Genomic DNA, 22,888 nt, shown 5'->3' on the forward strand with positions numbered 1-22,888 from the left:
CGCGGCGGTTTCAAGGATGCGAGCGCGTCCTTGACCGGCCCGGGTCGGCCCGGGTCGGCCAGGGCGCGGCACGCAAACGGCGCGGGGCCGGGGTTGCCGTACGACTCGTACGGCAACCCCGGCCCCGCGCGAAGCGAGCCGCAGGCTCAGTGGTGGGCGCCGCCCGCCGCCTCGAGGCGCTTGTACGAGGCCTCGATCTCGGCCTCGGCCTCGGCGCGGCCGACCCAGTCCGCACCCTCGACCGACTTGCCCGGCTCGAGGTCCTTGTAGACCTCGAAGAAGTGCTGGATCTCCAGGCGGTCGAACTCCGACACGTGGTGGATGTCGCGCAGGTGCTCCATGCGCGGGTCGTTCGCCGGGACGCACAGCAGCTTGTCGTCGCCGCCGGCCTCGTCCGTCATGCGGAACATGCCGATGGCGCGGCACTTGATGAGGCAGCCCGGGAAGGTCGGCTCGTCGAGGATGACGAGGGCGTCCAGCGGGTCGCCGTCCTCACCGAGGGTGTTCTCGACGAAGCCGTAGTCGGCCGGGTAGCTGGTCGAGGTGAAGAGGCGGCGGTCCAGGCGGATGCGACCGGTCTCGTGGTCCACCTCGTACTTGTTCCGCGAACCCTTCGGGATCTCGATGGTGACGTCGAACTCCACGGGTGGCTCCTCCATGATCAACACATACGTCTGGTGGTTAAGTGTCTCTCACGTGGGTGTGTGCTGGCGAAAGGGGCTGGTCCGGGATGTCGGAGACCAGGTCGTGGCGGCTTCGGCCGCTGCCGTGGCCGGGCACGCCCCGGGCGCGGACCGCGCGGTTCGCCGCGGTGTCGGCCGTGGCGGGGCTCGTCGTGGCGGGCACGGCGGTGAGCGCGGCCGGCCCCTGGGAGGGCGGCCAGCGCAAGGCCGAGCGCGCGCGGGCGGCCGCGGACACGGCGGCCGGCGGCGGCCGCCGTGCGGAGCCCGTACGCCCGGCCGCGCCGCCCGTGCTCGCGGCCCTCGGCGGCCGGGCCACGGCCCCGCAGCCGACCCGGGACGGGCTCGGCGGCGCCCTCGACGGCCTGCTGAAGGACTCCGCGCTGGGCGCGCAGACCTCGGCGGCGGTCGTCGACGTCGCCACCGGGCAGCAGCTGTACGGGGCCGACCAGGACACGCCGTACACCCCGGCCTCCACGATCAAGACGGCCACGGCCGCGGCGGCGCTGGCCGCGCTGGGGACCGCGCACCGCATCGAGACCACCGCCGTGGCCGACGGGGACACCGTCGTGCTCGTCGGCGGGGGAGACCCCACGCTCACGGCCCGCCCCGCCAAGGAGGGGGCGCAGCCCGCCGCGAGTCTGAAGGAGCTGGCGGACGCCACCGCGCGCGGCCTCAAGGCGCGCGGCAAGGGCCGGGTGAAGGTCGCCTACGACGCCTCCCGCTACTCCGGTCCCGCCGTCCACCCCATAGGGCCCAACGAGAACATCGCGCCCGTCAGCGCCCTGATGGTCGACGAGGGCCGCCTGGACGACTCCGACCGCGGCCCCGCCGAGCGCACCGCGGACCCGGCCGGCGACGCGGGGCGGAAGTTCGCCGGGATGCTGCGCGAGGCGGGCGTCGACGTGGACGGCGACCCGGCCGAGGGGCGCGCGGGCGACAAGGCGGAACGTCTCGCCTCGGTCTCCTCGCCGCCGCTGTCCGCGCTCGTCGAGCGCACCCTCACCAACAGCGACAACGACATCGCCGAGGCGCTGGCCCGCCAGACGGCGCTGGCCTCCGGGCAGCCCGCCGACTTCGAGGGCGCGGCCAGGGCGGTGACCGGCCGCCTGGAGAAGCTCGGCCTGCCGCTGTCCGGGGCGCGCATCGCCGACGGCAGCGGCCTCGACCGCGCGGACCACGTCTCGGCGGCCTTCCTGGCCGCCCTCCTCGCCCGGGCGGCCGATCCGGCCGTCCCGGAGCTGCGGCCGGTGCTGACGGGGCTGCCCGTGGCGGGCTTCAGCGGGACGCTGAGCGGGCGGTACGGGGCGGACGCGGCGGGGCGCGGCGTCGTCCGGGCCAAGACCGGCACGCTCACCGGGGTGAACACGCTGTCCGGCACGGTCGTGGACGCGGACGGGCGGTTGCTGTCGTTCGCCTTCATGACGACGGGCGCGGCGTCCGGCGAGGGCGCCCAGGGGGCGCTGGACCGCCTGGCGACGGCGGTCGCGGGCTGCGGGTGCCGCTGAGCGCTTCGCTGCGGGCATGGCCGGTCGGCCGCGGGCCGGACGTGGCCGGTCGCGCAGTTCCGCCCGCCCCTTACGGGGCACGATGCCGCCCGGCCTCCCGCCGCGACCGTTCGGGAGGCCCGGCCTCCCGAAGAGCTCCCGCCGCAACGGCGGTGCACCGCCACGGCGAGGGTCCGGCGGAATGCGCACGCGCCGGGCCCCGGCCCCCGGCCCCGGCCGGAGAACTTCGCTACCCCGAGCGGAGCGGCCCACGTACGGTGATGCCATGACGAGCATCGGTGGTGCGGAGATGGTCGACTGGAAGCTCGCGGTGGCGACCGCGACCCGGTTCGTACGGCCCGGGCCGGAGGTGAGCCGGGAGGAGGCGCGGGCGGTCGTCGCGGAGCTGCGGCGGCACGCGGCGACGTCGGAGGAGCACGTCAGGGCGTTCACCCGGATGACCCCGGCCCCGGGGGAGGAGGGCGCGGGGAACGACACCCCGGTCCTCGTGGTGGACAGGGCGGGCTGGATCAAGGCGAACGTGGCCGGGTTCCGCGCGCTCCTGGGCCCGCTGCTGGAGAAGATGCAGGACCGCCGGGCGAACGTGCCCGGCGGAGCGGTGTTCGGCGCGGTCGGCGGCAAGGTGACCGGCGTGGAGCTGGGGATGCTGCTGTCGTTCCTGGCGTCGCGGGTGCTGGGCCAGTACGAGACGTTCGCCCCGGCCAGCAGGGACCTGCCGGGCTCGGCGACGGGCGGCGGCCGCCTGCTGCTGGTGGCGCCGAACATCGTCCACGTCGAGCGCGAGCTGGACGTGGACCCGCACGACTTCCGCCTGTGGGTGTGCCTGCACGAGGAGACGCACCGGACGCAGTTCACGGCCGTGCCCTGGCTGCGCGACCACATCGAGGGCGAGATCCAGTCCTTCCTGGGGGAGACCGAGGTCGACCCCGCGACGCTGCTGGAGCGGATCCGGGAGGCGGCCCAGTCGCTGGCGGGCGGCCGTCCTCCCGAGGAGGAGGGCGCGGACGAGGGCGGGCGCAGCATCGTGGACCTGGTGCAGACGCCCGCGCAGCGGGAGATCCTGGCCCGGCTGACGGCGGTCATGTCGCTGCTGGAGGGCCATGCGGACTACGTGATGGACGGCGTCGGGCCGCAGGTCGTGCCGTCGGTGGCGGAGATCCGGGAGAAGTTCCAGCAGCGGCGGGCCAAGGGCGCGGGCCGGCTGGACGCGGCGCTGCGCCGGCTGCTGGGTCTGGACGCCAAGCTTCGCCAGTACCGTGATGGTGAGCGTTTCGTGCGGGCCGTCGTCGACGAGGTCGGCATGGACGGCTTCAACAGGGTGTGGACATCCCCGAACACCCTGCCCACCAAGGCGGAGATCGCCAAACCGGCGGACTGGGTCGCAAGGGTGCACCGCAAGAACGAGCCGTGAACCGGAAGCTCCTCCTCCGGGTAGAACGCCTCCGTAATCACCCGTCCGAGGGACCGTGGGTCAGGGGTGGGCGTGCGATGCTCGGGTAATGGCTCGCTTCTGTCACCATCGACGCACACAGCGTGACTGAAGCCTCGAAGCTCGCGCAGCTCCGAACGATCTCCATATGGAACGATTGGACACACGGACATGGGTCCACATCCCGCGGTCGCCGCGATACGCCTGGCGGTCCGCCGCGTACTTCACGACGTCCTCACCCCCACCACACCCGAATCCGTCCCCCCCGGCGGCCGTGAGCCGCTCGTCCTCGTCGCCTGCTCCGGCGGCGCGGACTCCATGGCCCTCGCCTCCGCCCTGGCCTTCGAGGCCCCCCGGCTCGGCATCCGGGCCGGCGGCGTCACCGTCGACCACGGCCTCCAGCACGGCTCCGACCTGCGCGCCGCAGAGGTGGCGAGCCGCCTCGCCGCCTTCGACCTCGACCCCGTCGAGGCCCTGACCGTCACCGTCGGCAGGGACGGCGGCCCCGAAGCCGCCGCCCGCGACGCGCGCTACGCCGCCCTCGACGCCGCCGCCGAGCGGCACGGCGCCGCGGCCGTCCTCCTCGGCCACACCCGGGACGACCAGGCCGAGACGGTGCTCCTCGGCCTCGCCCGCGGCTCCGGCACCCGCTCCCTCGCCGGCATGGCCGTCACCTCCGGCATCGGCGGCCGCTACCGCCGTCCCTTCCTCGGCCTCGACCGGCAGACCGCGCGCAAGGCCTGCATGGTCCAGTCCCTGCCCGTCTGGGACGACCCGCACAACGCCGACCCGGCCTACACCCGCTCCCGGGTCCGCCACGAAGCCCTCCCCGTCCTGGAGAAGGCCCTCGGCAAGGGCGTGATCGAGGCCCTCGCCCGCACCGCCCAGCTCTCCCGGGACGACGCCGACGCCCTGGACGACTGGGCCGCCACCGTGGAGCCCTCCGTCCGGGACGACAGCGGCGCCCTGGAGGCCGCCAAGCTCTACGCCCTGCCCCCCGCGGTCCGCCGCCGCGTGCTGCGCCGGGCGGCCATCTCGGCGGGTTCCCCGGCCGGATCGCTCTTCGCCCGGCACATCGAGGAAGTCGACCGGCTGATCACCGGATGGCGCGGCCAAGGGGCCATCAATCTGCCCGGGCGGGTCGCGGTCCGCAGGCAGGGTGGCAGACTGGTCCTCCGGCAGGGCTGATTCGAACGGGCACGAACGTCACGAACGGGCCTCAGCTCGCCGCGGAAATGCCGGACGATCCGTAGACAAGCGAGAGTGGCGCGGGTGGACGACAAGGACATGGGCACCGACCTCAAGTCGGTGCTCATCACCAAGGAAGAGATCGACGCGAAGCTGGCGGAGCTGGCCGCGAAGATCGACGCGGAGTACGCGGGCAAGGACCTGCTGATCGTCGGTGTCCTCAAGGGCGCCGTCATGGTGATGGCGGACCTGGCGCGTGCGCTCTCCAACCCCGTGACGATGGACTGGATGGCCGTGTCCTCGTACGGCGCGGGCACCCAGTCCTCCGGCGTGGTCCGCATCCTCAAGGACCTCGACACCGACATCAAGGGCAAGGACGTCCTGATCGTCGAGGACATCATCGACTCCGGCCTGACCCTGTCGTGGCTGCTGTCGAACCTGGGCTCCCGTGAGCCCGCCTCGCTCAACGTCGTCACCCTCCTGCGCAAGCCGGAGGCGGCCAAGGTCGCGATCGACGTCAAGTGGGTCGGCTTCGACATCCCCAACGAGTTCGTCGTCGGCTATGGTCTCGACTTCGCCGAGAAGTACCGCAACCTGCCCTTCGTGGGCACGCTCGCGCCGCACGTCTACGGCGGCTGAGCCCCCGGACCTGGTCGGCGGGCACCCACCGGCGCGCGGGAACCGAATGAGGGTTCCCGCCGTTGGAGCAGGGTAAGGCGGGTTGGTTGACCGTCTGCAGCGGCGTCGGGAGACAATGCTGGGGTACCGTCCGAAGGTCAGTCTTTTTCAGGCTTTCAAGTCAAGCTTTCAAGGTCGAGCAGGACACCGTACGCACAGGCACCCCGTCCAGGGGCTGGCCGTGCCTCACTGTGGCAGGAGGGACGGGGCGCTCGCGCCCCGTATGGATGGACGTGAAGCGCTACTTCCGTGGGCCGGTCATGTGGATCGTGCTGGCCGTCCTCGCCGTGGTCGTGTTGATGCAGGTCGTCGGCTCCGGCGGCGGCTACAAGTCGGTGGACACCAGCCAGGTCGTCAACGCGATCAACAAGGACCTGGTGAAATCGGCCGAGCTGACGACCGGCGACGAGAACAAGATCAAGGTTGAGCTCAAGGACGGCCAGAAGGTCAAGGGCTCGAGCAAGATCCAGGCGAACTACATCGGCGAGCAGGGCGTCGACATCGCGAAGTCCCTGCAGGCCAACGCCGAGAAGAACATGATCCCGGAGGGATACAACGTCTCGACGTCCAAGCAGAACCCGTTCATCGGCGTCCTGCTGTCGTTGCTGCCGTTCGTTCTCATCGTCGTGGTCTTCCTGTTCCTGATGAATCAGATGCAGGGCGGCGGCTCCCGGGTGATGAACTTCGGGAAGTCCAAGGCCAAGCTGATCACCAAGGACACCCCCAAGACGACCTTCGCCGACGTCGCCGGCGCCGACGAGGCCGTCGAGGAGCTCCACGAGATCAAGGAGTTCCTGCAGGAGCCGGCGAAGTTCCAGGCCGTCGGCGCCAAGATCCCCAAGGGCGTGCTGCTCTACGGCCCGCCCGGTACGGGCAAGACGCTCCTCGCGCGCGCCGTCGCCGGCGAGGCGGGCGTGCCGTTCTACTCGATCTCCGGCTCCGACTTCGTCGAGATGTTCGTGGGTGTCGGTGCCTCCCGGGTCCGTGACCTCTTCGAGCAGGCCAAGGCCAACGCCCCGGCCATCGTCTTCGTCGACGAGATCGACGCCGTCGGCCGGCACCGCGGCGCGGGCCTCGGCGGCGGTCACGACGAGCGCGAGCAGACCCTGAACCAGCTCCTCGTCGAGATGGACGGCTTCGACGTCAAGGGCGGCGTCATCCTGATCGCCGCCACCAACCGTCCCGACATCCTCGACCCGGCGCTGCTGCGCCCCGGCCGCTTCGACCGGCAGATCGCCGTCGACCGCCCGGACATGCAGGGCCGTCTGGAGATCCTCAAGGTCCACCAGAAGGGCAAGCCGGTCGCCCCGGACGTCGACCTGTCGGCCGTCGCCCGCCGCACCCCCGGCTTCACCGGTGCCGATCTCTCCAACGTGCTGAACGAGGCCGCCCTGCTGACGGCCCGCAGCGACCGGAAGCTGATCGACAACCACATGCTGGACGAGGCGATCGACCGCGTCGTGGCCGGCCCGCAGAAGCGGACCCGGATCATGAGCGACAAGGAGAAGAAGATCACCGCGTACCACGAGGGCGGTCACGCCCTGGTCGCGGCGGCTTCCCCGAACTCCGACCCGGTGCACAAGATCACGATCCTGTCCCGCGGCCGCGCCCTCGGCTACACCATGGTCCTGCCTGACGAGGACAAGTACTCCACCACCCGCAACGAGATGCTCGACCAGCTGGCGTACATGCTGGGCGGCCGCGCGGCGGAGGAGCTCGTCTTCCACGACCCGACCACCGGTGCCGCCAACGACATCGAGAAGGCCACCGCCACGGCCCGCGCGATGGTCACGCAGTACGGCATGACCGAGCGCCTCGGCGCGATCAAGTTCGGCTCCGACAATTCCGAGCCGTTCCTGGGCCGCGAGATGTCGCACCAGCGCGACTACTCCGAAGAGGTCGCCGCGCTGGTCGACGAAGAGGTCAAGAAGCTCATCGAGACCGCGCACAACGAGGCGTGGGAGATCCTCGTCGAGAACCGCGACGTGCTCGACAACCTGGTTCTGGCCCTCCTGGAGAAGGAGACGCTGAACAAGGAGGAGATCGCCGAGGTCTTCAAGCACATCGTGAAGCGCCCGGCCCGCCCGGCGTGGACCGGTTCCTCGCGCCGCACCCCCTCCACCCGCCCGCCGGTGCTCTCCCCCAAGGAGCTCGCCCCGAGCAACGGCGGCCAGAGCATGGAGTCGCTCGACCTCCCGGACGACGCCCGCCCGGAGAACTGAGCCGCCGTACAGGCCCTGCCGGGCCCTGCACCACAGGGCCCGGAATGGATGCCGCGTCACCCAGGTTTTAGCCTGGGGGACGCGGCATCCCGTTTATCCGGCCGTGCCGGTTGCTACGAACGCACGAGAGAACGAGGCACTCCATGACCGACCCGGTGACGCTGGACGCCGAGCGGAACGTCGGCGCATTCGACGAGAAGCGCGCCGAGAACGCGGTGCGTGAGCTGCTGCTCGCCGTGGGTGAGGACCCGGACCGGGAGGGCCTGCGCGAGACGCCGGCCCGGGTGGCGCGCGCGTACAAGGAGATATTCGCGGGTCTCTGGCAGGAGCCGCAGGACGTGCTCACCACGACGTTCGACCTCGGGCACGACGAGATGGTGCTCGTGCGCGACATCGAGGTCTACAGCACCTGTGAGCACCACCTGGTGCCGTTCCACGGCGTGGCCCACGTCGGCTACATCCCGTCGACCAGCGGGAAGATCACCGGGCTGTCGAAGCTGGCCCGCCTGGTGGACGTCTACGCCCGCCGGCCGCAGGTCCAGGAGCGGCTGACCACGCAGATCGCGGACTCGCTCATGGAGATCCTGGAGCCGCGCGGCGTCGTCGTCGTCATCGAGTGCGAACACATGTGCATGTCCATGCGCGGCATCCGCAAGCCCGGCGCGAAGACGCTGACCTCGGCGGTCCGGGGCCAGCTGCGCGACCCCGCGACGCGCGCGGAGGCGATGAGCCTGATCATGGCCCGCTAGGGCCGGTCGGGCGCCGCCGGAAAAGGAAAAGCCCGCCGCAGTGGTGCGAAGCCACTTCGGCGGGTGTCCGGCGGAATGCGGGCGGCGGAACCGGCAAATACTGCGGGAACCGCCGGAGGCGCTATGCGGAAAGCCGGCTGCCCATCCACTTCAGGGTCGGGTTCAGCTCACGCCGCCACGTGTTGAAGTTGTGGCCGCCGCTGTCCAGGATGATCGAGGAAACCCGGGCCGAGCCCTTGGCCATCTCGATGAACTTCAGCGTGTCCTTGTAGTTGTGCTCGCCCTGCTTGCTGCTGGTCACCAGGACCGAGATCGGCGGCGTCTTCTCGTGCTTGAGGCGCCACATCACGTCGTTCTCGTTCTCCAGCTTCTTGCTGCCGTTGAAGAGGGAACCGGTGGTGGGGTCCTGGAGGGCCTTGTAGTAGCCCGAGAGGGAGGCCGCGGCGCTGTAGGAGTCCGGGTTGCGCATGGCTATCTTCAGGGCGCAGTAGCCGCCGGTCGAGTTGCCGATGATGCCCCAGTTGGCGGCCTTGTCGCCGACCCGGTACTGCTCGGTGATGGCCTTGCGCAGGTCCTTGGCGAAGAACGTCTCGGCCTGCGGGCCGTTCGGTATGTCGATGCACTCGGTGTCGCGCTGGCCGACGATGGACGGACGCATCATCACCAGAACGGTGGGCTGCATCTTCTTGTCCTTGCTCAGCTTGTGGGCGCGGACCGGGTAGTCGAGCCCTTTGATGAGCGCCTCCGCGGTGCCCGGGTATCCGGTCAGGACGACGGACGCGGGGAATTTGCGGTTCGCGTACTCGGGCTGGAAGTACTCCGGCGGCAGATAGACGTAGGCCGGGCCGTTGATCTTCGATTCGACGCCGGCGATCTGGATCTTCTCGATCTTTCCGCCGACGCGCGGGACGTTGCCCCGCGGCACCTTCACGGGCTGGGTGTTCACGACCTGCACCCGCTTGCCGCCGGCGCTGTGGTCGACGATCACGCCCTCTTCCTTGACCTGGCCGAAGAGGTCGGCCCAGGACCCGTAGAAGCCGAAGGACTGGTTGGCCCACAGGCCGATCGCGGCGAACAGGGTGAGCTGTGTGGCCAGCATCATGCCCACCCTGCCGAGTATGGAGCCCACGCTCCGTTTGCCCAGGCGGGGCCAGAGCCAAATGGTCAACGCGAAGAGCACTACCGCAGCCGCGATGGCAAGCAGCAGAACCGCCATGCTGGTGAGACCCATGAGGTGCTTTCTGCCGAGCGACCCGGCGCCGAGTCGCGGAATGGTTACTTCTTTCCGGGCTCGGCCCCCCGCGGAACCTCAACCCCGAAACCGTCGTCCTACAGGGCGCACATTGTCCGGGCGCTGCCGCCAGATGGCGCAGGTCCACTCGACAGGACGACGGGAAGAGATGTCTGTCAGGGTAGATGGCAAAAAGTCCGATGGGGTTCCCGAGGGAACCAAGCGACTGTCGAGGCTTGCGCGTATCGTCAGAGGGCCCAAGCCCGAGAACGTGCCTGCCGTCGTGGGAACGGTCGCTGCCCTCATCGGCCTGCTCGACGTCCTTGCCGGTGTCGTTCCGCGGTTCCGCTGGAGCAAGGTACACAGCCTCGCCGAGGTGCTGCCCGGCTCCGTGACCCAGCTGGCCGCGGCCGGCTCGATCATCGTCGGCATCCTGCTGCTGATGCTCGCCCACGGGCTCAAGCGGGCCAAGCAGCGCGCCTGGCTCGCCGCCGTCGTGCTGCTGCCCATAGGCGCCGCCGCGCAGCTGGTCTACCGCCACTCCTACATCGGCGCGATCCTCTCCCTGCTGCTCTTCATCTACCTCGTGTGGCACAAGAGCTCCTTCTACGCGCTGCCGGACCCGCGCAGCCGCTGGAAGGTCGCGGCCAACTTCGTCCTGATGGGCGCGGCCAGCTTCGGCCTCGGCTGGGTGATCGTCGGCTCGCACCCGGACCAGATGATCGGCGACCCGCCGGTCAGCGAGCAGATCCAGCACGTGCTCTGGGGCCTCTTCGGCTTCGAGGGCTCGATCCGCTACACCGAGCACGTCGACTACACCGTCGGCTACTCCCTGGGCGCCCTGGGCCTGCTGACCGTCGCCACCACCGCGTACCTGGCCTTCATGCCCGCGTACCCGGCCGCCGTCCTCACCGAGGAGGACGAGGACAAGCTGCGCGAGCTGCTCGCCAAGCACGGCGCCCGCGACTCGCTGGGCCACTTCGCGCTGCGCCGCGACAAGAGCGCGGTCTTCTCGCCCTCCGGCAAGGCGGCCGTCTCCTACCGTGTCGTCTCCGGCGTGATGCTCGCGAGCGGCGACCCCATCGGCGACGTCGAGGCCTGGCCCGGTGCGATCGAGCAGTTCATGGCGCTGGCCAAGCGCCACTCCTGGACGCCCGCCGTCGCCGGCTGCAGCGAGACCGGCGGCGAGGTGTGGACCCGCGAGACCGGTCTGGACGCCCTGGAGATGGGCGACGAGGCCATCGTCGAGGTGGCCGACTTCTCCCTGACCGGCCGTTCCATGCGCAACGTCCGCCAGATGGTCAAGCGCATCGAGCGCAACGGCTACAGCACCAAGGTGCGCCGCGTCGGCGACCTGGGCCCCGAGGAGCTGGAGGCCGTCCAGAAGGCCGCCAACGCCTGGCGCGACACCGAGGACGAGCGCGGCTTCTCCATGGCCCTGGGCCGCATCGGCGACCCCAAGGACCTGGACGCCATCATCGCGACCGCCCACAAGGACCCGGAGGAGGGCGAGGACTGCCCGTTCGGCGACCTCCGCGCCATGCAGCACTACGTGCCGTGGGGCCCGGACGGCAGCTCCCTGGAGCTCATGCGCCGCGACCGCAGCGCTGACCCGGGCATGAACGAGCTCCTGATCGTCGCCTTCCTGCAGGCCGCGCCCGAGCTCAAGGTCAAGCGCCTGTCGCTGAACTTCGCCTTCTTCCGCTCCGCCCTGGAGCGCGGCGGCAAGCTGGGCGCCGGCCCGGTCGTGCGCATCCAGCGCTCGGTGCTGGTCTTCCTCTCGCGCTGGTTCCAGATCGAGTCGCTGTACAAGTTCAACGAGAAGTTCCGGCCGCGCTGGGAGCCGCGCTTCATCGTCTTCCCCAACAGCCGCGACCTGCCCCGCATCGGCTTCGCGATGATGCAGGCGGAGGGCTTCCTGGAGCTGCCGCGCCTGCTGCGCCGCCGCCCCGCGCCCCCGAAGGACGTCCTGGACGACGCCGACGAGCAGGTCTCGGCCGCGGAGGTCACGCGCGCGGCGTGAGCGCCCGCGCCGTGGTGACCCCGCGGAAAGCGTGTGCGGCAGTGCCCCCGACCGGCTTCCGGTCGGGGGCACTGCCGTTTGCGGCACGCCCTAGGCTGGTCCCATGAGTACCTTGCGCGGTCGTCACGGGCCCGTCGGTCTGCCGGAGTGGAATCGCTGTGCGGTGATGGGCGTCGTCAACGTCACGCCGGACTCGTTCTCCGACGGCGGGCGCTGGTTCGACACCGAACTCGCGGTCAAGCGCGGTCTCGACCTCATCGCCGGCGGCGCGGACCTGGTCGACGTGGGCGGCGAGTCCACCCGCCCCGGCGCCTCGCGGGTGGACGAGGGCGAGGAGCTGCGCCGGGTGGTCCCGGTGGTCCGCGAGCTGGTGGCCGAGGGCGCCGTGGTGTCGGTGGACACCATGCGGGCCTCGGTCGCGGAGGCGGCCGTCGAGGCCGGAGCGGCCCTGGTCAACGATGTGAGCGGCGGGCTCGCCGATCCGGCGATGGTGCCCGTGGTGGCCACGGCCCGGGTGCCCTTCGTGGTGATGCACTGGCGCGGCTTCAGCGCCGACATGAACAGCCGGGCGGTCTACGGGGACGTGGTCGGCGAGGTGATCGCCGAGCTGCAGCAGCGGCTGGACGCCGTGGTCGCCGCGGGCGTCGACCCCGAGCGGCTCGTCGTGGACCCGGGCCTGGGCTTCGCCAAGAACGCCGGACACGATCTCGCGCTGGTGGCGGGCCTGGCGCGGCTGCGCCGGGAGCTGGGGCTGCCGATGCTGGTGGCCGCCTCCCGCAAGCGCTTCCTCGGCCGCGTACTGGCCGGCCCCGGGGGCGAGCCGCCGCCGGCCCGGGAGCGGGACGCCGCGACGGCCGCGGTCTCGGCGCTCTCGGCGCGCGAGGGCGCCTGGGCGGTGCGGGTGCACGAGGTGCGGGCCAGCGCGGACGCGGTGCGCGTGGTGCGGGCGGTGCAGGAAGCGTCGGCGGGCGCGGCGGGCGCCGAGGAGGCCGTGTGAGCACCGCCCGTACGGACGGCGAGCTGGTCGAGCTGGCGAACACCGCGCTGTACGAGGCGGTGGAGCGCGGCGACACGGACGCGATGGGCCGGCTGTGGCTGGACGACCCCGACACCGAGGTGTCGTGCGTCCATCCCGGGTGGCCGGTGCTGCGCGGGCGGAAGGAGGTGCTCCGCTCGTACGCGCTGATCATGGCGAGCACGGACTACATCCAGTTCTTCCTCACCGACGTCGAGGTCTCCGTCGCCGGTGACACCGCTCTCGTCACCTGCACGGAGAACATCCTCAGCGGCGGTCCGGCCGAGGAGGAGGGCGAGCTCGGGCCCTTGGTGGGACAGCTCGTCGTGGCGACGAACGCCTTCCGGCGCGTCGGCGGGGAGTGGAAGGTGTGGTCGCACCACGGCTCGCCGGTGCTCGCCGGGCGCGACGACGAGGAGGACGAAACGGACGGCGCGGACGGCCCGGACGGCATGTCGGGAGCGTGACGTATCTCGCGTCACGCCCGCCCCACGAGGCGTGATCCACGTCAGCGCGGCGGAATGCCCGCCACTCGTTCGGGCTGCTGGGCGGGCGGGTAGGGGTGGGGGACGGGGTCGCCGGGTAAGCGCGGCGCGAGCCGGGAGAGGCCGGGCGCGCAGACCGTCCGAAAGGCCCTGAAACATCCGGAAGTATCCGTAGATATGTACACCAACCCCTAGCCTCCATGTGCGAGCGCTGTCGGCGCTCGCAGGTAGATTCGACGTGGGTACCGGGCATCAGAGGTGCCCCCGTCCGACGACCAGCAGGAGTGATTCGTGTGGATCGTGTCGCGCTGCGCGGCCTGAAGGCCCGTGGGCACCACGGCGTGTTCCCCCGGGAGCGCGAAGAGGGGCAGACCTTCATCGTGGACCTCGTCCTGAGCCTGGACACCCGGCCCGCGGCCGCCTCCGACGACCTCGCGAAGACCGTGCACTACGGCGTCGTGGCGGAGGAAGTGGTCGGCATCGTCCAGGGTGAGCCCGTTGACCTCATCGAGACCCTGGCCGAGCGGATCGCCCAGAACTGCCTCAAGCACGACGCGGTGCGCGAAGTGGAGGTCGTCGTCCACAAGCCGGACGCGCCCATCACCGTGCCCTTTGACGATGTGACGATCACTATTACGCGGAGCCGAGTATGAGCAGCAGCGACCCGACCGTGCAGCCGGTGCCCGCCTCCGTGGTGGAGCAGGTGGACGCGGCGGACGTGACCCTGAGCAATCCCAAACGAGCCGTGATCTCCCTGGGCAGCAACCTCGGCAACCGCCTGGAGACCCTCCAGGGCGCGATCGACGCCCTCGAGGACACGCCGGGCCTGCGGGTCAAGGCCGTCTCCCCGGTCTACGAGACGGAGCCGTGGGGCGTCGAGCCCGGCACCCAGCCCTCCTACTTCAACGCCGTCGTCCTCGTGAAGACCACCCTCCCGCCGGACTCCCTGCTCGAGCGCGGCCACGCCATCGAGGAGGCCTTCGAGCGCGTGCGGGACGAGCGCTGGGGCCCGCGCACCCTCGACGTCGACATCGTCTCCTACCAGGACGTGGTCTCCGCCGACCCCGTGCTCACCCTGCCCCACCCGCGCGTCCACGAGCGCGCCTTCGTCCTCGCCCCCTGGCACGATGTGGACCCGGAGGCCGTGGTCCCGGGCCGCGGCGCCGTGGTCGAGCTCCTCGCCGCCGTCGGCCTCGACGGCGTGCAGCCGCGGGTCGACCTGGAACTCCGGCTGCCCGAGTAGGCGTTTGACCTGAGTAGGCCCCCGTTTCCGGGGGTGTGATCGAGAAGAGGAGCGACGGCTCGGTGAAGCAACTGCGGATCGGTGTCCTGGCCGGGCTGTTCGCCGTGGCCGGGGTGCTCTCCTGGGCGGGCGCCCGGCTGTGGGACGCGGTCGGCACGCTGCCGCGGGTGCCGGTGGCCGCGCCCATCGTGCTCGCGGTCATCGCCGTCGTCCTCGCCGCCACGGCGCTCTCCCTCCGCGCCCGGCTGCGCGCCCAGCGCGAGCGGCGCCCCGGGGCGAAGGGCGTCGATCCGCTGCTCGCCGCCCGCGCGGTCGTCTTCGGCCAGGCCAGCGCGCTGGTCGCGGCGCTCGTCGCCGGCATGTACGGCGGCGTCGGCGTCTTCCTCGGCCTCGACGGCCTGGACGTCGCGATCCGCCGCGAACAGGTGATCTACGCGGGCGCGTCGGTCGTCGCGGGCATGGCCGTGATCGCCGCGGCGTTCTTCCTGGAACGCGTCTGCAAACTCCCCGAGGACGAAGACGAGGGCCGCCCGGGCGGCCCGGGCACGGCCCGGGGTTAAAGGGCGCGCGGCGCCCTTTGAACCCGCCGCGACGGCGGTGCCGCCTGGCTTCGCGGCGCCCGGACGTTCGCTCGATTCCGCCGCGATGGCGGCTTCCTGCGGTGCCGTACGAACCTCGGGTGGGCTCGGCACCGCCGAAGAGTGCCGTGGGGGCTGATCGCCGTTGCGGCGGGACGAGGGTGGCGGGGCCGCCGTTTCCGGGCTGTGCGCTCAAGGCCGGCCCGTGGGCCAAGGGTGCTCGCACCCTTGATTCCGCCGCGACGGCGCTTGACCACGACGGTGGAGCCCGGCGGTGCCGTACAAACTTCGGGTGAGCCCGGTACCGCCGAGTGCCGCCGCGGCGGAGGGAAAGCGGGCAGGGCCTGCCTCGCCCGCCCGTACGGTCTGCCGGAGAGCATCCCCGGGCTACGCCCCGGGGATGCTCTCCAGATCCACCTCGCTGCGCGCCGCGCCCCGCGCGTCGGCGTCGATCGAGCGGCGCAGCGCCTCGTGCAGCCGGGCCGGGGTCAGGACGCCCACGAAGCGGTCCGCCGCGGCGCCGTCGAGGACGGCGATCCAGCCCGCGTCGTGCTGGAGCATCGTGCTGAAGGCCTGCTTGAGGGAGGCTCCCACCGGGAGCCAGGCGTCCATGCGGCGCGCCCGTTCCCGCACCGTGCCGCCGCCGCCGGCGAGCGCTTCGGCCGAGATCCAGCCGTGCAGCCGGTCGGCGTCGTCCAGGACGACGGCCCACCGGGCGTCGTCCACGGCCAGTGCGGCGCCGGCGGCGGCCACGGTGTCGTCGAGGTGGACGACCGGCGGCTGTTCGAGGTCACCCGCTTCGATCGGGGTGACCGAGAGCCGCTTCAGACCCCGGTCGGCCCCGACGAAGTCGGCGACGTAGGGCGTGGCGGGCGCGCCCAGCACCGTCGCCGGGGCGTCGAACTGTTCGATGCGGCCGTGCCCGTAGACGGCGATGCGGTCGCCGAGCCGGACGGCCTCCTCGATGTCGTGCGTGACGAACAGGACGGTCTTGCGGACCTGCGACTGCAGCCGCAGGAACTCGCTCTGGAGCCGCTCCCGCACCACCGGGTCGACCGCCCCGAACGGCTCGTCCATGAGCAGCACGGGCGGGTCCGCGGCGAGCGCCCGCGCGACGCCGACCCGCTGCCGCTGCCCGCCGGAGAGCTGGTGGGGGTAGCGGGCGCCGTGGACGGCCGGGTCGAGGCCGACGAGGTCGAGGAGTTCGGCGGCCCGCTCCCGGGCCTTCTTCCGCTGCCAGCCCAGCAGATGGGGGACGGTCGCGGTGTTCTCCAGCACGGTCTTGTGGGGGAAGAGCCCGACCTGCTGGATGACGTAGCCGATGCGGCGCCGCAGTTCGACGGGGTCGACGCCGGCGATGTCGTCGCCGTCGAGGAGGATCCGTCCCGACGTGGGCTCGGTGAGCCGGTTGACCATCTTCATCGTGGTGGTCTTGCCGCAGCCGGACGGTCCCACGAGCGTGATGAGCTCACCCTCGGCCACTTCGAAGGACAGGTCGTCCACGGCGGTCGTGCCGTCGGCGTAGCGCTTGGTGACGTGCTCGAAGCGGATCATGGTTCCCCATTCTGGCCGTACTCCCTGCGGACATTGTTGCCGTTGTGTGGCGGCCGGCTCGAATGTCAGTGCCCCGGGTTAGGGTCGCTGGTAACCGGCAAACCGACGGTCGACTGCCTGGGGGAGGTGGGAGCGCATGGCCGGTCAGGACTGCCTGATCAGCAATGACTGGGTCTGCGGCGAGTATCTGCGCACGCGGAGCCAGGAGTTGACGGACGCCACGCTCCAGCACATCGGCATCACGCTCGCCTCGGTCGCGATCGGGCTCCTCGTGGCCTTCCCGCTGGCCCTGCTGGCCCGCAGGTGGCGCGTGGTGGCGGGCCCGGTCCTCGGCCTGACCACCGTGCTGTACACGGTGCCGTCGCTGGCGATGTTCTCGCTCCTGGTGCCGTTCTTCGGGCTGTCGCCGGCCGTCGTGATCACGGGCCTGGTGCTGTATTCGCTCACGATCCTCGTGCGCAACATCCTCGCCGGGCTCGCCGCGGTTCCGGAGGAGACGCGGGAGGCGGCCCGCGGCATGGGCTACGGCCCGCTGCGCCTGCTCTTCGGGGTGGAACTGCCCTTGGCCCTCCCGGCCCTGATGGCGGGTCTGCGGATCACCACGGTCTCCACGATCTCGCTCACGACCGTCGGCGCGATCCTCCACTACGGGGGTCTGGGCAATCTCATCTACGACGGGATGCACAGCTACTTCAAGGCGCAGGTGCTCACCGCCTCGGTCCTCTGCGTGGCCCTGGCCGTCGCGGCCGATCTCCTCCTGCTGCTGGTCCAGCGGCTGCTCACGCCGTGGACGAGGGCGGGGAAGAAGGCCGGGAGGGCGGCGGGGGCGGCGAAGTCCGGTCCCGGAGGCGGGAAGGCCGCCGGCCGGCCGGCGGCCGTCGAGGGAGCGCTCTGATGGGAGTCGTCGAGCGTACGTGGACGTGGCTGGCCACCGGCGCGCACTGGTCGGGCACCGACGGCGTGTGGCACCGGCTCGGTGAGCACCTCTTCCTGACGGTCGTGTGCCTGGCCCTCTCCTGCGCGATAGCGCTTCCGGTGGCCGTGCTGCTGGGCCATCTGGGCAAGGGCGGCGCCCTCGCGGTGAACCTCTCCAACGCGGGCCGCGCGGTGCCCACTTTCGCCGTGCTGGTGCTGTTGCTGCTCAGCCCGCTGGGCACGCACGGCTCCTGGCCCACCGTCATCGCCCTGGTGCTCTTCGCGATACCCCCGCTGCTGACCAACGCCTACGTCGGCATGCGCGAGGTGGATCGCGACGTGGTCGAGGCGGCCCGCGGCATGGGAATGACGGGCCGTCAGCTGATCGCCCGCGTCGAGCTGCCCCTGGCCTTCCCGCTGATCGTGACCGGTGTGCGGACCGCCGCCGTCCAGGTCGTGGCGACGACCACGCTGGCCGCGCTGCCCGGCGGCGGCGGCCTCGGCCGCATCATCACGGCCGGCTTCCGGCTCACCGACACCGCCCAAGTGGTGGCGGGCGCGCTGCTGGTGGCGGTGCTCGCCCTGCTCGTCGAGGGCGTGCTGGTGGTGGCCGAGCGGCTGCTGGATCCGGTGCGCCGGCGTACGGGGCCGGTGCCGGGGTAGGTGCGGCGCCGGTCATCGAAGCGACGGCGGCCGGAGAGCTGGCCGCCGGAACCGAAGGGCGTATTTTCCGTGTTTTCCATGTTTTCTGCGATTTCTGAGTCTGCTGCGTCTTCTGCGTCCACTGAGTCTGCTGCGTCTTCCGAGGGGTCCACGAAGGGCGCCCCGCGCCGGGCACGGACCTCCCGCGCCCTGCTGGCGATGGCCGGCGTCGCCGCCCTGACGGCGGGCCTCGCCGCGTGCGGGGGCGACAGCCTGGAGAAGTCCGGGGGAGGGGACGGCGGGTCGGCGAAGCCGGGCGGGGGTTCCCTCGTCATCGGTTCGGCGGGGTTCACGGAGTCCAAGGTGCTCGCCGAGATATACGCGGGCCTGCTGAAGGACGCCGGATATTCCACGGTGATCAGGACGGCGGAGGCCCGCGAGCTCTATGAACCGGAGCTGGAGAAGGGCCGGATCGACGTCGTCCCGGAGTATGCGGCGACGCTCGCCGAATTCCTGAACAAGAAGCGGAACGGCAAGGACGCTCCCGCCGTCGCGTCGGCCGACGCGGACGCCACGGTGAAGGCCCTGCGGAAACTCGCGGAGCCGCGTGGACTGAAGGTCCTCGACCCGGGCCGCGCGGTCGATCAGAACGCCTTCGCGGTGACGGCGGAGTTCGCGGAGAAACACCAGCTCAAGACGCTTTCCGATCTGGGAAAGTCGGGTCAGGAGGTCAAGCTCGCGGCGGGTGACGAATGCTCCCATCGGCCCTTCTGCCGGCCCGGCCTGGAGAAGACCTACGGCATCAAGTTCTCCGGCATCACCCCGCTGGAGGTGGGCAGCGTCCAGGCCAAGCAGGCGGTCAAGGACGGCAAGGCGCAGCTGCTCCTGACCACCACGACGGACGCCACGCTCGAACAGTTCGGACTGGTCCTGCTCAAGGACGACAAGAAGCTTCAGAACTCCGACAACGTGCTGCCCGTGGTGAATGCGGAGAAGGCCGGTTCGCAGAAGGTCGCCGATGCTCTCGCGAAGCTCACCAGGGTGCTGACCACGGAAGATCTCACCGAACTCAACAAGAAGGTTGATGCGCGGCGGCTCAAGCCCGCGGATGTCGCCGCGCAGTACCTCAAGGAGAAGGGGCTGCTGACGAAGTGAGAGGTGTAGGGGACAAGTAAGATCAAGGGAAGAGTTTCGTGGTGGAGTCACACTCCGAAGGCGACGCACGGTAAGTTTCAGGCCATGCCACGAGGACGCCACCGCCATTCGCCATCCCTGCACAGGCTTCTTCCCCCATCGGCGGTCGCCGCGACATCCGTCGCCTGCGCCGCCGGTGCCTGGGTGGTAGGTGAAACGGTCGTCATCCGGGGCCTCGCCGCGGCGGCGGCCGCCGCCGCGGTGGTCGGTGCCGTGCTGATGCGCCGTTGGGACCGCACCGCCGGACGGCGGGTCGCCCAGCTCACCGCCGCCCGCACACGGGACGAGTGGAAGACCGAGGAGCGCATAGCCGAGCTGGAGACGGACCTGGAGGACACCAGGGCGGCCAAGGCCCGGGTGGAGTCCAAGCTGCGCGGCAAGCGCGCCGAGCTGGCCCGTCTCCGTACCGAGCACGCCGACCTGCTGCGCCGCTACGCCGCCGCCGAGACCGGGCGGGCCAGCGCGCTGGAGGGCCGCCGGATCGCCCGGGGCGGTGCGCCCCTCGGCGCCCCGGCGCTGAGCCCCGGCGCGCCGCTGACGGTGCCCGGGCCGGCCGTTGACCCGGCCGCGTACCGCAAGGCCGCGGAGGCGCTGCGCAGCCTGAGCGGCGGCGCGGCGGAGGCGGAGCCCGTGGCCGGAGCCCGGCCCGCCGCCGAGTCCGGCGCGGAGTCCGGCGCCGGGCCCGCGGCCCTGCCCCGGCAGAAGCCCGCGAGCGCGTCCCGGACGGCGTCCGGGACCGTGCCGCAGCCGCGCCCGGAGGCGCGTCAGGGCACCGAGCGGGCACCCGAGCCGGTCAAGGCGGGCAAGCCTGCCGAGCCGGTCAAGGCCGTCGAGCCGGCCGCCGAGGACAAGCAGCCGGAGTCCGGCGCCGCCCTCAAGCCCGCGCTCCGCGCCGCCGTGCCGCAGGCCCCCGCCCGCCGTCCCGCCTCCCGCGCCACGGGCGGCTTCGACTTCTTCGGCACCCAGCGCCCGGCCCCGGCCCAGCGTCCCGTCGAGGAGACGGACCTCGCGGACGTCGTCGGCGAGGAGGCGCTCGCCGAGGCCAAGGCCGAGGCGGAGGCCGAGGCCGGGAAGGACGGCGAGCGCGCCGGGGACGACGTCATCGACCTGACCGCGCACGACGAGACCGAGCAGATAGACGTGGCCGAGCTGCGCACGGCCGCCTCGTAGGCGGTCCGCAACCCGGCCTGCAGAAACGAAACCCCCGGTGGATGCCCACCGGGGGTTCCGCGTTTGCTCGTCGGCCCTACTCGTCGATTACTTGTCGATGTCGCCGACCACGAAGAACAGCGACCCCAGGATCGCCACCATGTCGGCGACCAGCGTCCCCGGCAGCAGCTCGGTCAGCGCCTGGATGTTGTTGAAGGACGCGGAGCGCAGCTTCAGCCGGTACGGCGTCTTCTCGCCCTTCGAGACCAGGTAGTAGCCGTTGAGGCCGAGCGGGTTCTCGGTCCACGCGTAGGTCGCGCCCTCGGGTGCCTTGAGGACCTTCGGCAGCCGCTGGTTGATCGGCCCGGGCGGCAGCTCGGCGATCCGGTCGAGGCAGGCCTCGGCGAGCTCCAGCGCGTTGTGGGTCTGCTCCAGCAGGCACTCGAAGCGGGCCAGGCAGTCGCCGTCCTCGCGGGTGACGACCTTCAGGGTGTCCTGCAGCTCCCCGTAGGCGAGGTACGGCTCGTCGCGGCGCAGGTCGAAGTCGACGCCGGACGCGCGGGCGATGGGGCCGCTGACCCCGTACGCGTGCGCCGTCTCGCGCGTGAGCACGCCGACGCCGCGCGTACGGGCCCGGAAGATCTCGTTGCCGAGCACGAGGCGGTCGTAGACGTCCATCCGGGAGCGGACCTGGGCCACGGCGTGCCGCGCCCGGCCCAGCCAGCCGGCGGGCAGGTCCTCCTTGAGGCCGCCGACGCGGTTGAACATGTAGTGCATGCGGCCGCCGGAGACCTCCTCCATCACCGTCTGGAGCTCCTCGCGCTCGTGGAAGGCGTGGAAGACGGGGGTGATGCCGCCGAGCTCCAGGGGGTAGGAGCCGAGGAACATCAGGTGGTTGAGGACCCGGTTCAGCTCGGCGAGGAGCGTACGGGTCCACACGGCGCGCTCGGGGACCTCCATGCCGAGCATCCGCTCGACGGCCAGGACGACGCCCAGCTCGTTGGAGAACGCCGACAGCCAGTCGTGGCGGTTGGCGAGCATGATGATCTGCCGGTAGTCGCGCGCCTCGAAGAGCTTCTCCGCGCCGCGGTGCATGTAGCCGACGATCGGCTCGGCCTCGCGGACCCGCTCGCCGTCGAGGACGAGCCGCAGGCGCAGCACGCCGTGCGTGGACGGGTGCTGGGGTCCGATGTTGAGCACCATGTCGGTGCTCTCCGCCGCACCGCCGATGCCGACTGTCGTCTCCGTCATGGGGGTCATGGGGACAAGTCTGTCAGCCTTCCGGGCCGGCCCGGTCCGGGGCGGGGTCCGGGCTGCCCGGGAGCAGCCCCCGGCAGGCCTCTCCGACGGGCTGCACCAGCCAGCCGAAGGCGCCCAGGCCCGCCGGGGAGGTGAGCTCGGCCGCCTCGCCGGCCCGTCCCAGCGCCCGGACGTAGGCGGCGGGGTCGGTCGAGGCGAGCGACAGCGGCGGGCGGCCGCCGTCCACGCCGAGGGCGTGCAGCGCCTCGCGCTGGGTCAGCACGGTGCTGCCGGAGCCCGCGCAGGCGTCCATGGCGACGTGGGCGGTGATGTCGCACGAGCCGTCCGGCACCGGGCGCACCTCGCGGCCCTCGCGGAAGCCGGCCAGGGTGCCGAAGGGCGGGCGGCCGGCCCGCTCGTGGGCGTAGTCGACAGCCACGGCGAGGCCGGCGCGCAGACTGCCCACGGCCCGCGCCCAGGCGGCGTCGCGCGGGTGCCCGATCTCGGCGCGGGTGCCGGGGGGCGCTCCGTCGACGGGCCACCAGCGGGCGAGCCAGGCGGCGTCCGCGCCCGCGACCGGCTCGCCGAGCATCTCCTCGCCGTCCTCCTGGACGAGCACCTGGCGCGCGACGCCCCCGGCGTCCGTCTCGGCGACGTCCACGGGCACGTTGTCGAGCCATTCGTTGGCGAACAGCAGGCCCTCGGTGCCGTCCGGGATGTCACCCACCCAGGTGATGCGGGGGTCCAGGCCGTCCGGGCGGGCCGCCCGCTCGACGGCGACCGGCCGCAGCCGCGCCGTCACCTTCTCCGGCAGCCGTGCGAGGACGCCGGTGAGCAGTTCGCCGCGGCCGGCGCCGACGTCCGTGAACGTCAGCTCCGCCGGGTGCCCGAGCGCCTCGTCGACCCGGCGCAGCAGCTCCGCGACGGCCCCGGCGTACAGCGGGGAGGCGTGCACGGAGGTACGGAAATGCCCGGCGGGGCCCTCGGGGCGCCGGTAGAAGCCGCCGGGACCGTAGAGCGCGGCCTCGGTCGCGGCGCGCCATGTCATCGTTCCGCTTGCCATACGCACACGCTATGCGCAGCCCTTCGCGGACACGCCGCCTCCACCTTGCGGAGTAGAAGGAGAGGCACCGGATCGATCGCCGGGCTGACCCCGGCACGTACCC

21 protein-coding genes are annotated in these 22,888 nt (G+C 71.8%); 16 read left to right on the forward strand and 5 right to left on the reverse strand.

Annotation, left to right across the window (positions count from 1 at the left end; genetic code table 11):
- Positions 1–146: 146 nt before the first annotated feature.
- Positions 147–644 (reverse strand): inorganic diphosphatase, encoded by a 498-nt coding sequence (locus NQU55_RS21695; protein ID WP_030367366.1) that lies wholly within the window; start codon positions 642–644, stop codon positions 147–149.
- 86 nt (positions 645–730) lie between these two features.
- On the opposite strand from NQU55_RS21695, the gene dacB reads away from it, so the two are divergent.
- From dacB to folE, 6 genes are all read left to right on the forward strand, one after another.
- Positions 731–2,188 carry a D-alanyl-D-alanine carboxypeptidase/D-alanyl-D-alanine endopeptidase gene (gene dacB, locus NQU55_RS21700; RefSeq protein WP_168092284.1) on the forward strand — a complete coding sequence of 486 codons (1,458 nt, stop codon included), beginning with the start codon at positions 731–733 and terminating at the stop codon, positions 2,186–2,188.
- Between the two features lie 265 nt (positions 2,189–2,453).
- Complete coding sequence (locus NQU55_RS21705) at positions 2,454–3,599, forward strand: Rv3626c family coenzyme F420 biosynthesis-associated protein (RefSeq protein WP_168092285.1); 1,146 nt, start codon at positions 2,454–2,456, stop codon at positions 3,597–3,599.
- Positions 3,600–3,788: 189 nt separating this feature from the next.
- Positions 3,789–4,805: a tRNA lysidine(34) synthetase TilS gene (gene tilS, locus NQU55_RS21710; RefSeq protein WP_168092286.1), complete on the forward strand. Its 1,017-nt coding sequence runs from the start codon at positions 3,789–3,791 to the stop codon at positions 4,803–4,805.
- Between the two features lie 99 nt (positions 4,806–4,904).
- The gene (hpt, locus tag NQU55_RS21715) at positions 4,905–5,444 is read left to right on the forward strand and encodes a hypoxanthine phosphoribosyltransferase (protein ID WP_058047052.1); all 540 of its coding nucleotides are present in this window, start codon (positions 4,905–4,907) and stop codon (positions 5,442–5,444) included.
- Between the two features lie 266 nt (positions 5,445–5,710).
- On the forward strand, positions 5,711–7,705 hold the full coding sequence (gene ftsH / locus NQU55_RS21720; RefSeq protein ID WP_168092287.1) for an ATP-dependent zinc metalloprotease FtsH: 1,995 nt from the start codon (positions 5,711–5,713) through the stop codon (positions 7,703–7,705).
- A gap of 143 nt (positions 7,706–7,848) precedes the next feature.
- On the forward strand, positions 7,849–8,454 hold the full coding sequence (gene folE, locus NQU55_RS21725) for a GTP cyclohydrolase I FolE (RefSeq protein WP_168092288.1): 606 nt from the start codon (positions 7,849–7,851) through the stop codon (positions 8,452–8,454).
- A 121-nt stretch (positions 8,455–8,575) separates the two neighbouring features.
- On the opposite strand, the gene NQU55_RS21730 is transcribed toward folE, so the two are convergent.
- The gene (locus tag NQU55_RS21730; RefSeq protein ID WP_168092289.1) at positions 8,576–9,685 is read right to left on the reverse strand and encodes an alpha/beta hydrolase; all 1,110 of its coding nucleotides are present in this window, start codon (positions 9,683–9,685) and stop codon (positions 8,576–8,578) included.
- Positions 9,686–9,854: 169 nt separating this feature from the next.
- Here NQU55_RS21730 and NQU55_RS21735 point away from each other — a divergent pair, with 169 nt between their 5' ends.
- The 6 genes from NQU55_RS21735 to NQU55_RS21760 all read left to right on the forward strand — a co-directional run bounded on the left by NQU55_RS21735 (position 9,855) and on the right by NQU55_RS21760 (position 15,011).
- Positions 9,855–11,708 (forward strand): phosphatidylglycerol lysyltransferase domain-containing protein, encoded by a 1,854-nt coding sequence (locus NQU55_RS21735; protein WP_256790976.1) that lies wholly within the window; start codon positions 9,855–9,857, stop codon positions 11,706–11,708.
- Positions 11,709–11,811: 103 nt separating this feature from the next.
- Complete coding sequence (folP, locus tag NQU55_RS21740; protein ID WP_168093439.1) at positions 11,812–12,705, forward strand: dihydropteroate synthase; 894 nt, start codon at positions 11,812–11,814, stop codon at positions 12,703–12,705.
- Positions 12,702–13,190 (forward strand): nuclear transport factor 2 family protein, encoded by a 489-nt coding sequence (locus NQU55_RS21745; protein WP_168093440.1) that lies wholly within the window; start codon positions 12,702–12,704, stop codon positions 13,188–13,190. Before folP ends, NQU55_RS21745 begins: the two co-directional genes overlap by 4 nt.
- 311 nt (positions 13,191–13,501) lie before the next feature.
- Complete coding sequence (gene folB / locus NQU55_RS21750; protein WP_058045618.1) at positions 13,502–13,861, forward strand: dihydroneopterin aldolase; 360 nt, start codon at positions 13,502–13,504, stop codon at positions 13,859–13,861.
- Positions 13,858–14,451: a 2-amino-4-hydroxy-6-hydroxymethyldihydropteridine diphosphokinase gene (folK, locus tag NQU55_RS21755; protein ID WP_168093441.1), complete on the forward strand. Its 594-nt coding sequence runs from the start codon at positions 13,858–13,860 to the stop codon at positions 14,449–14,451. Before folB ends, folK begins: the two co-directional genes overlap by 4 nt.
- A 62-nt stretch (positions 14,452–14,513) precedes the next feature.
- The gene (locus NQU55_RS21760) at positions 14,514–15,011 is read left to right on the forward strand and encodes a DUF3180 domain-containing protein (protein ID WP_168093442.1); all 498 of its coding nucleotides are present in this window, start codon (positions 14,514–14,516) and stop codon (positions 15,009–15,011) included.
- 405 nt (positions 15,012–15,416) lie between these two features.
- On the opposite strand, the gene NQU55_RS21765 is transcribed toward NQU55_RS21760, so the two are convergent.
- Positions 15,417–16,583: an ABC transporter ATP-binding protein gene (locus NQU55_RS21765; protein WP_168093443.1), complete on the reverse strand. Its 1,167-nt coding sequence runs from the start codon at positions 16,581–16,583 to the stop codon at positions 15,417–15,419.
- A gap of 136 nt (positions 16,584–16,719) precedes the next feature.
- Here NQU55_RS21765 and NQU55_RS21770 point away from each other — a divergent pair, with 136 nt between their 5' ends.
- From NQU55_RS21770 to NQU55_RS21785, 4 genes are all read left to right on the forward strand, one after another.
- Complete coding sequence (locus NQU55_RS21770) at positions 16,720–17,478, forward strand: ABC transporter permease (RefSeq protein ID WP_168093444.1); 759 nt, start codon at positions 16,720–16,722, stop codon at positions 17,476–17,478.
- Positions 17,478–18,161 (forward strand): ABC transporter permease, encoded by a 684-nt coding sequence (locus tag NQU55_RS21775; RefSeq protein WP_256790977.1) that lies wholly within the window; start codon positions 17,478–17,480, stop codon positions 18,159–18,161. Before NQU55_RS21770 ends, NQU55_RS21775 begins: the two co-directional genes overlap by 1 nt.
- A 198-nt stretch (positions 18,162–18,359) precedes the next feature.
- Positions 18,360–19,295 carry an ABC transporter substrate-binding protein gene (locus NQU55_RS21780; protein WP_168095752.1) on the forward strand — a complete coding sequence of 312 codons (936 nt, stop codon included), beginning with the start codon at positions 18,360–18,362 and terminating at the stop codon, positions 19,293–19,295.
- Positions 19,296–19,478: 183 nt separating this feature from the next.
- Positions 19,479–20,504 (forward strand): hypothetical protein, encoded by a 1,026-nt coding sequence (locus NQU55_RS21785; RefSeq protein ID WP_308402261.1) that lies wholly within the window; start codon positions 19,479–19,481, stop codon positions 20,502–20,504.
- Positions 20,505–20,591: 87 nt separating this feature from the next.
- Here NQU55_RS21785 and NQU55_RS21790 read toward each other — a convergent pair whose 3' ends face one another.
- The gene (locus NQU55_RS21790; protein ID WP_168095750.1) at positions 20,592–21,734 is read right to left on the reverse strand and encodes an NADH-quinone oxidoreductase subunit D; all 1,143 of its coding nucleotides are present in this window, start codon (positions 21,732–21,734) and stop codon (positions 20,592–20,594) included.
- A gap of 22 nt (positions 21,735–21,756) precedes the next feature.
- A complete protein-coding gene (locus tag NQU55_RS21795) occupies positions 21,757–22,785 on the reverse strand; it encodes an SAM-dependent methyltransferase (RefSeq protein ID WP_168095749.1) in 1,029 nt (342 codons plus the stop codon).
- Positions 22,786–22,888: the final 103 nt, after the last annotated feature.

Origin of the sequence: Streptomyces telluris, from assembly GCF_024519335.1 — a bacterium.
Classification (GTDB): domain Bacteria; phylum Actinomycetota; class Actinomycetes; order Streptomycetales; family Streptomycetaceae; genus Streptomyces; species Streptomyces telluris.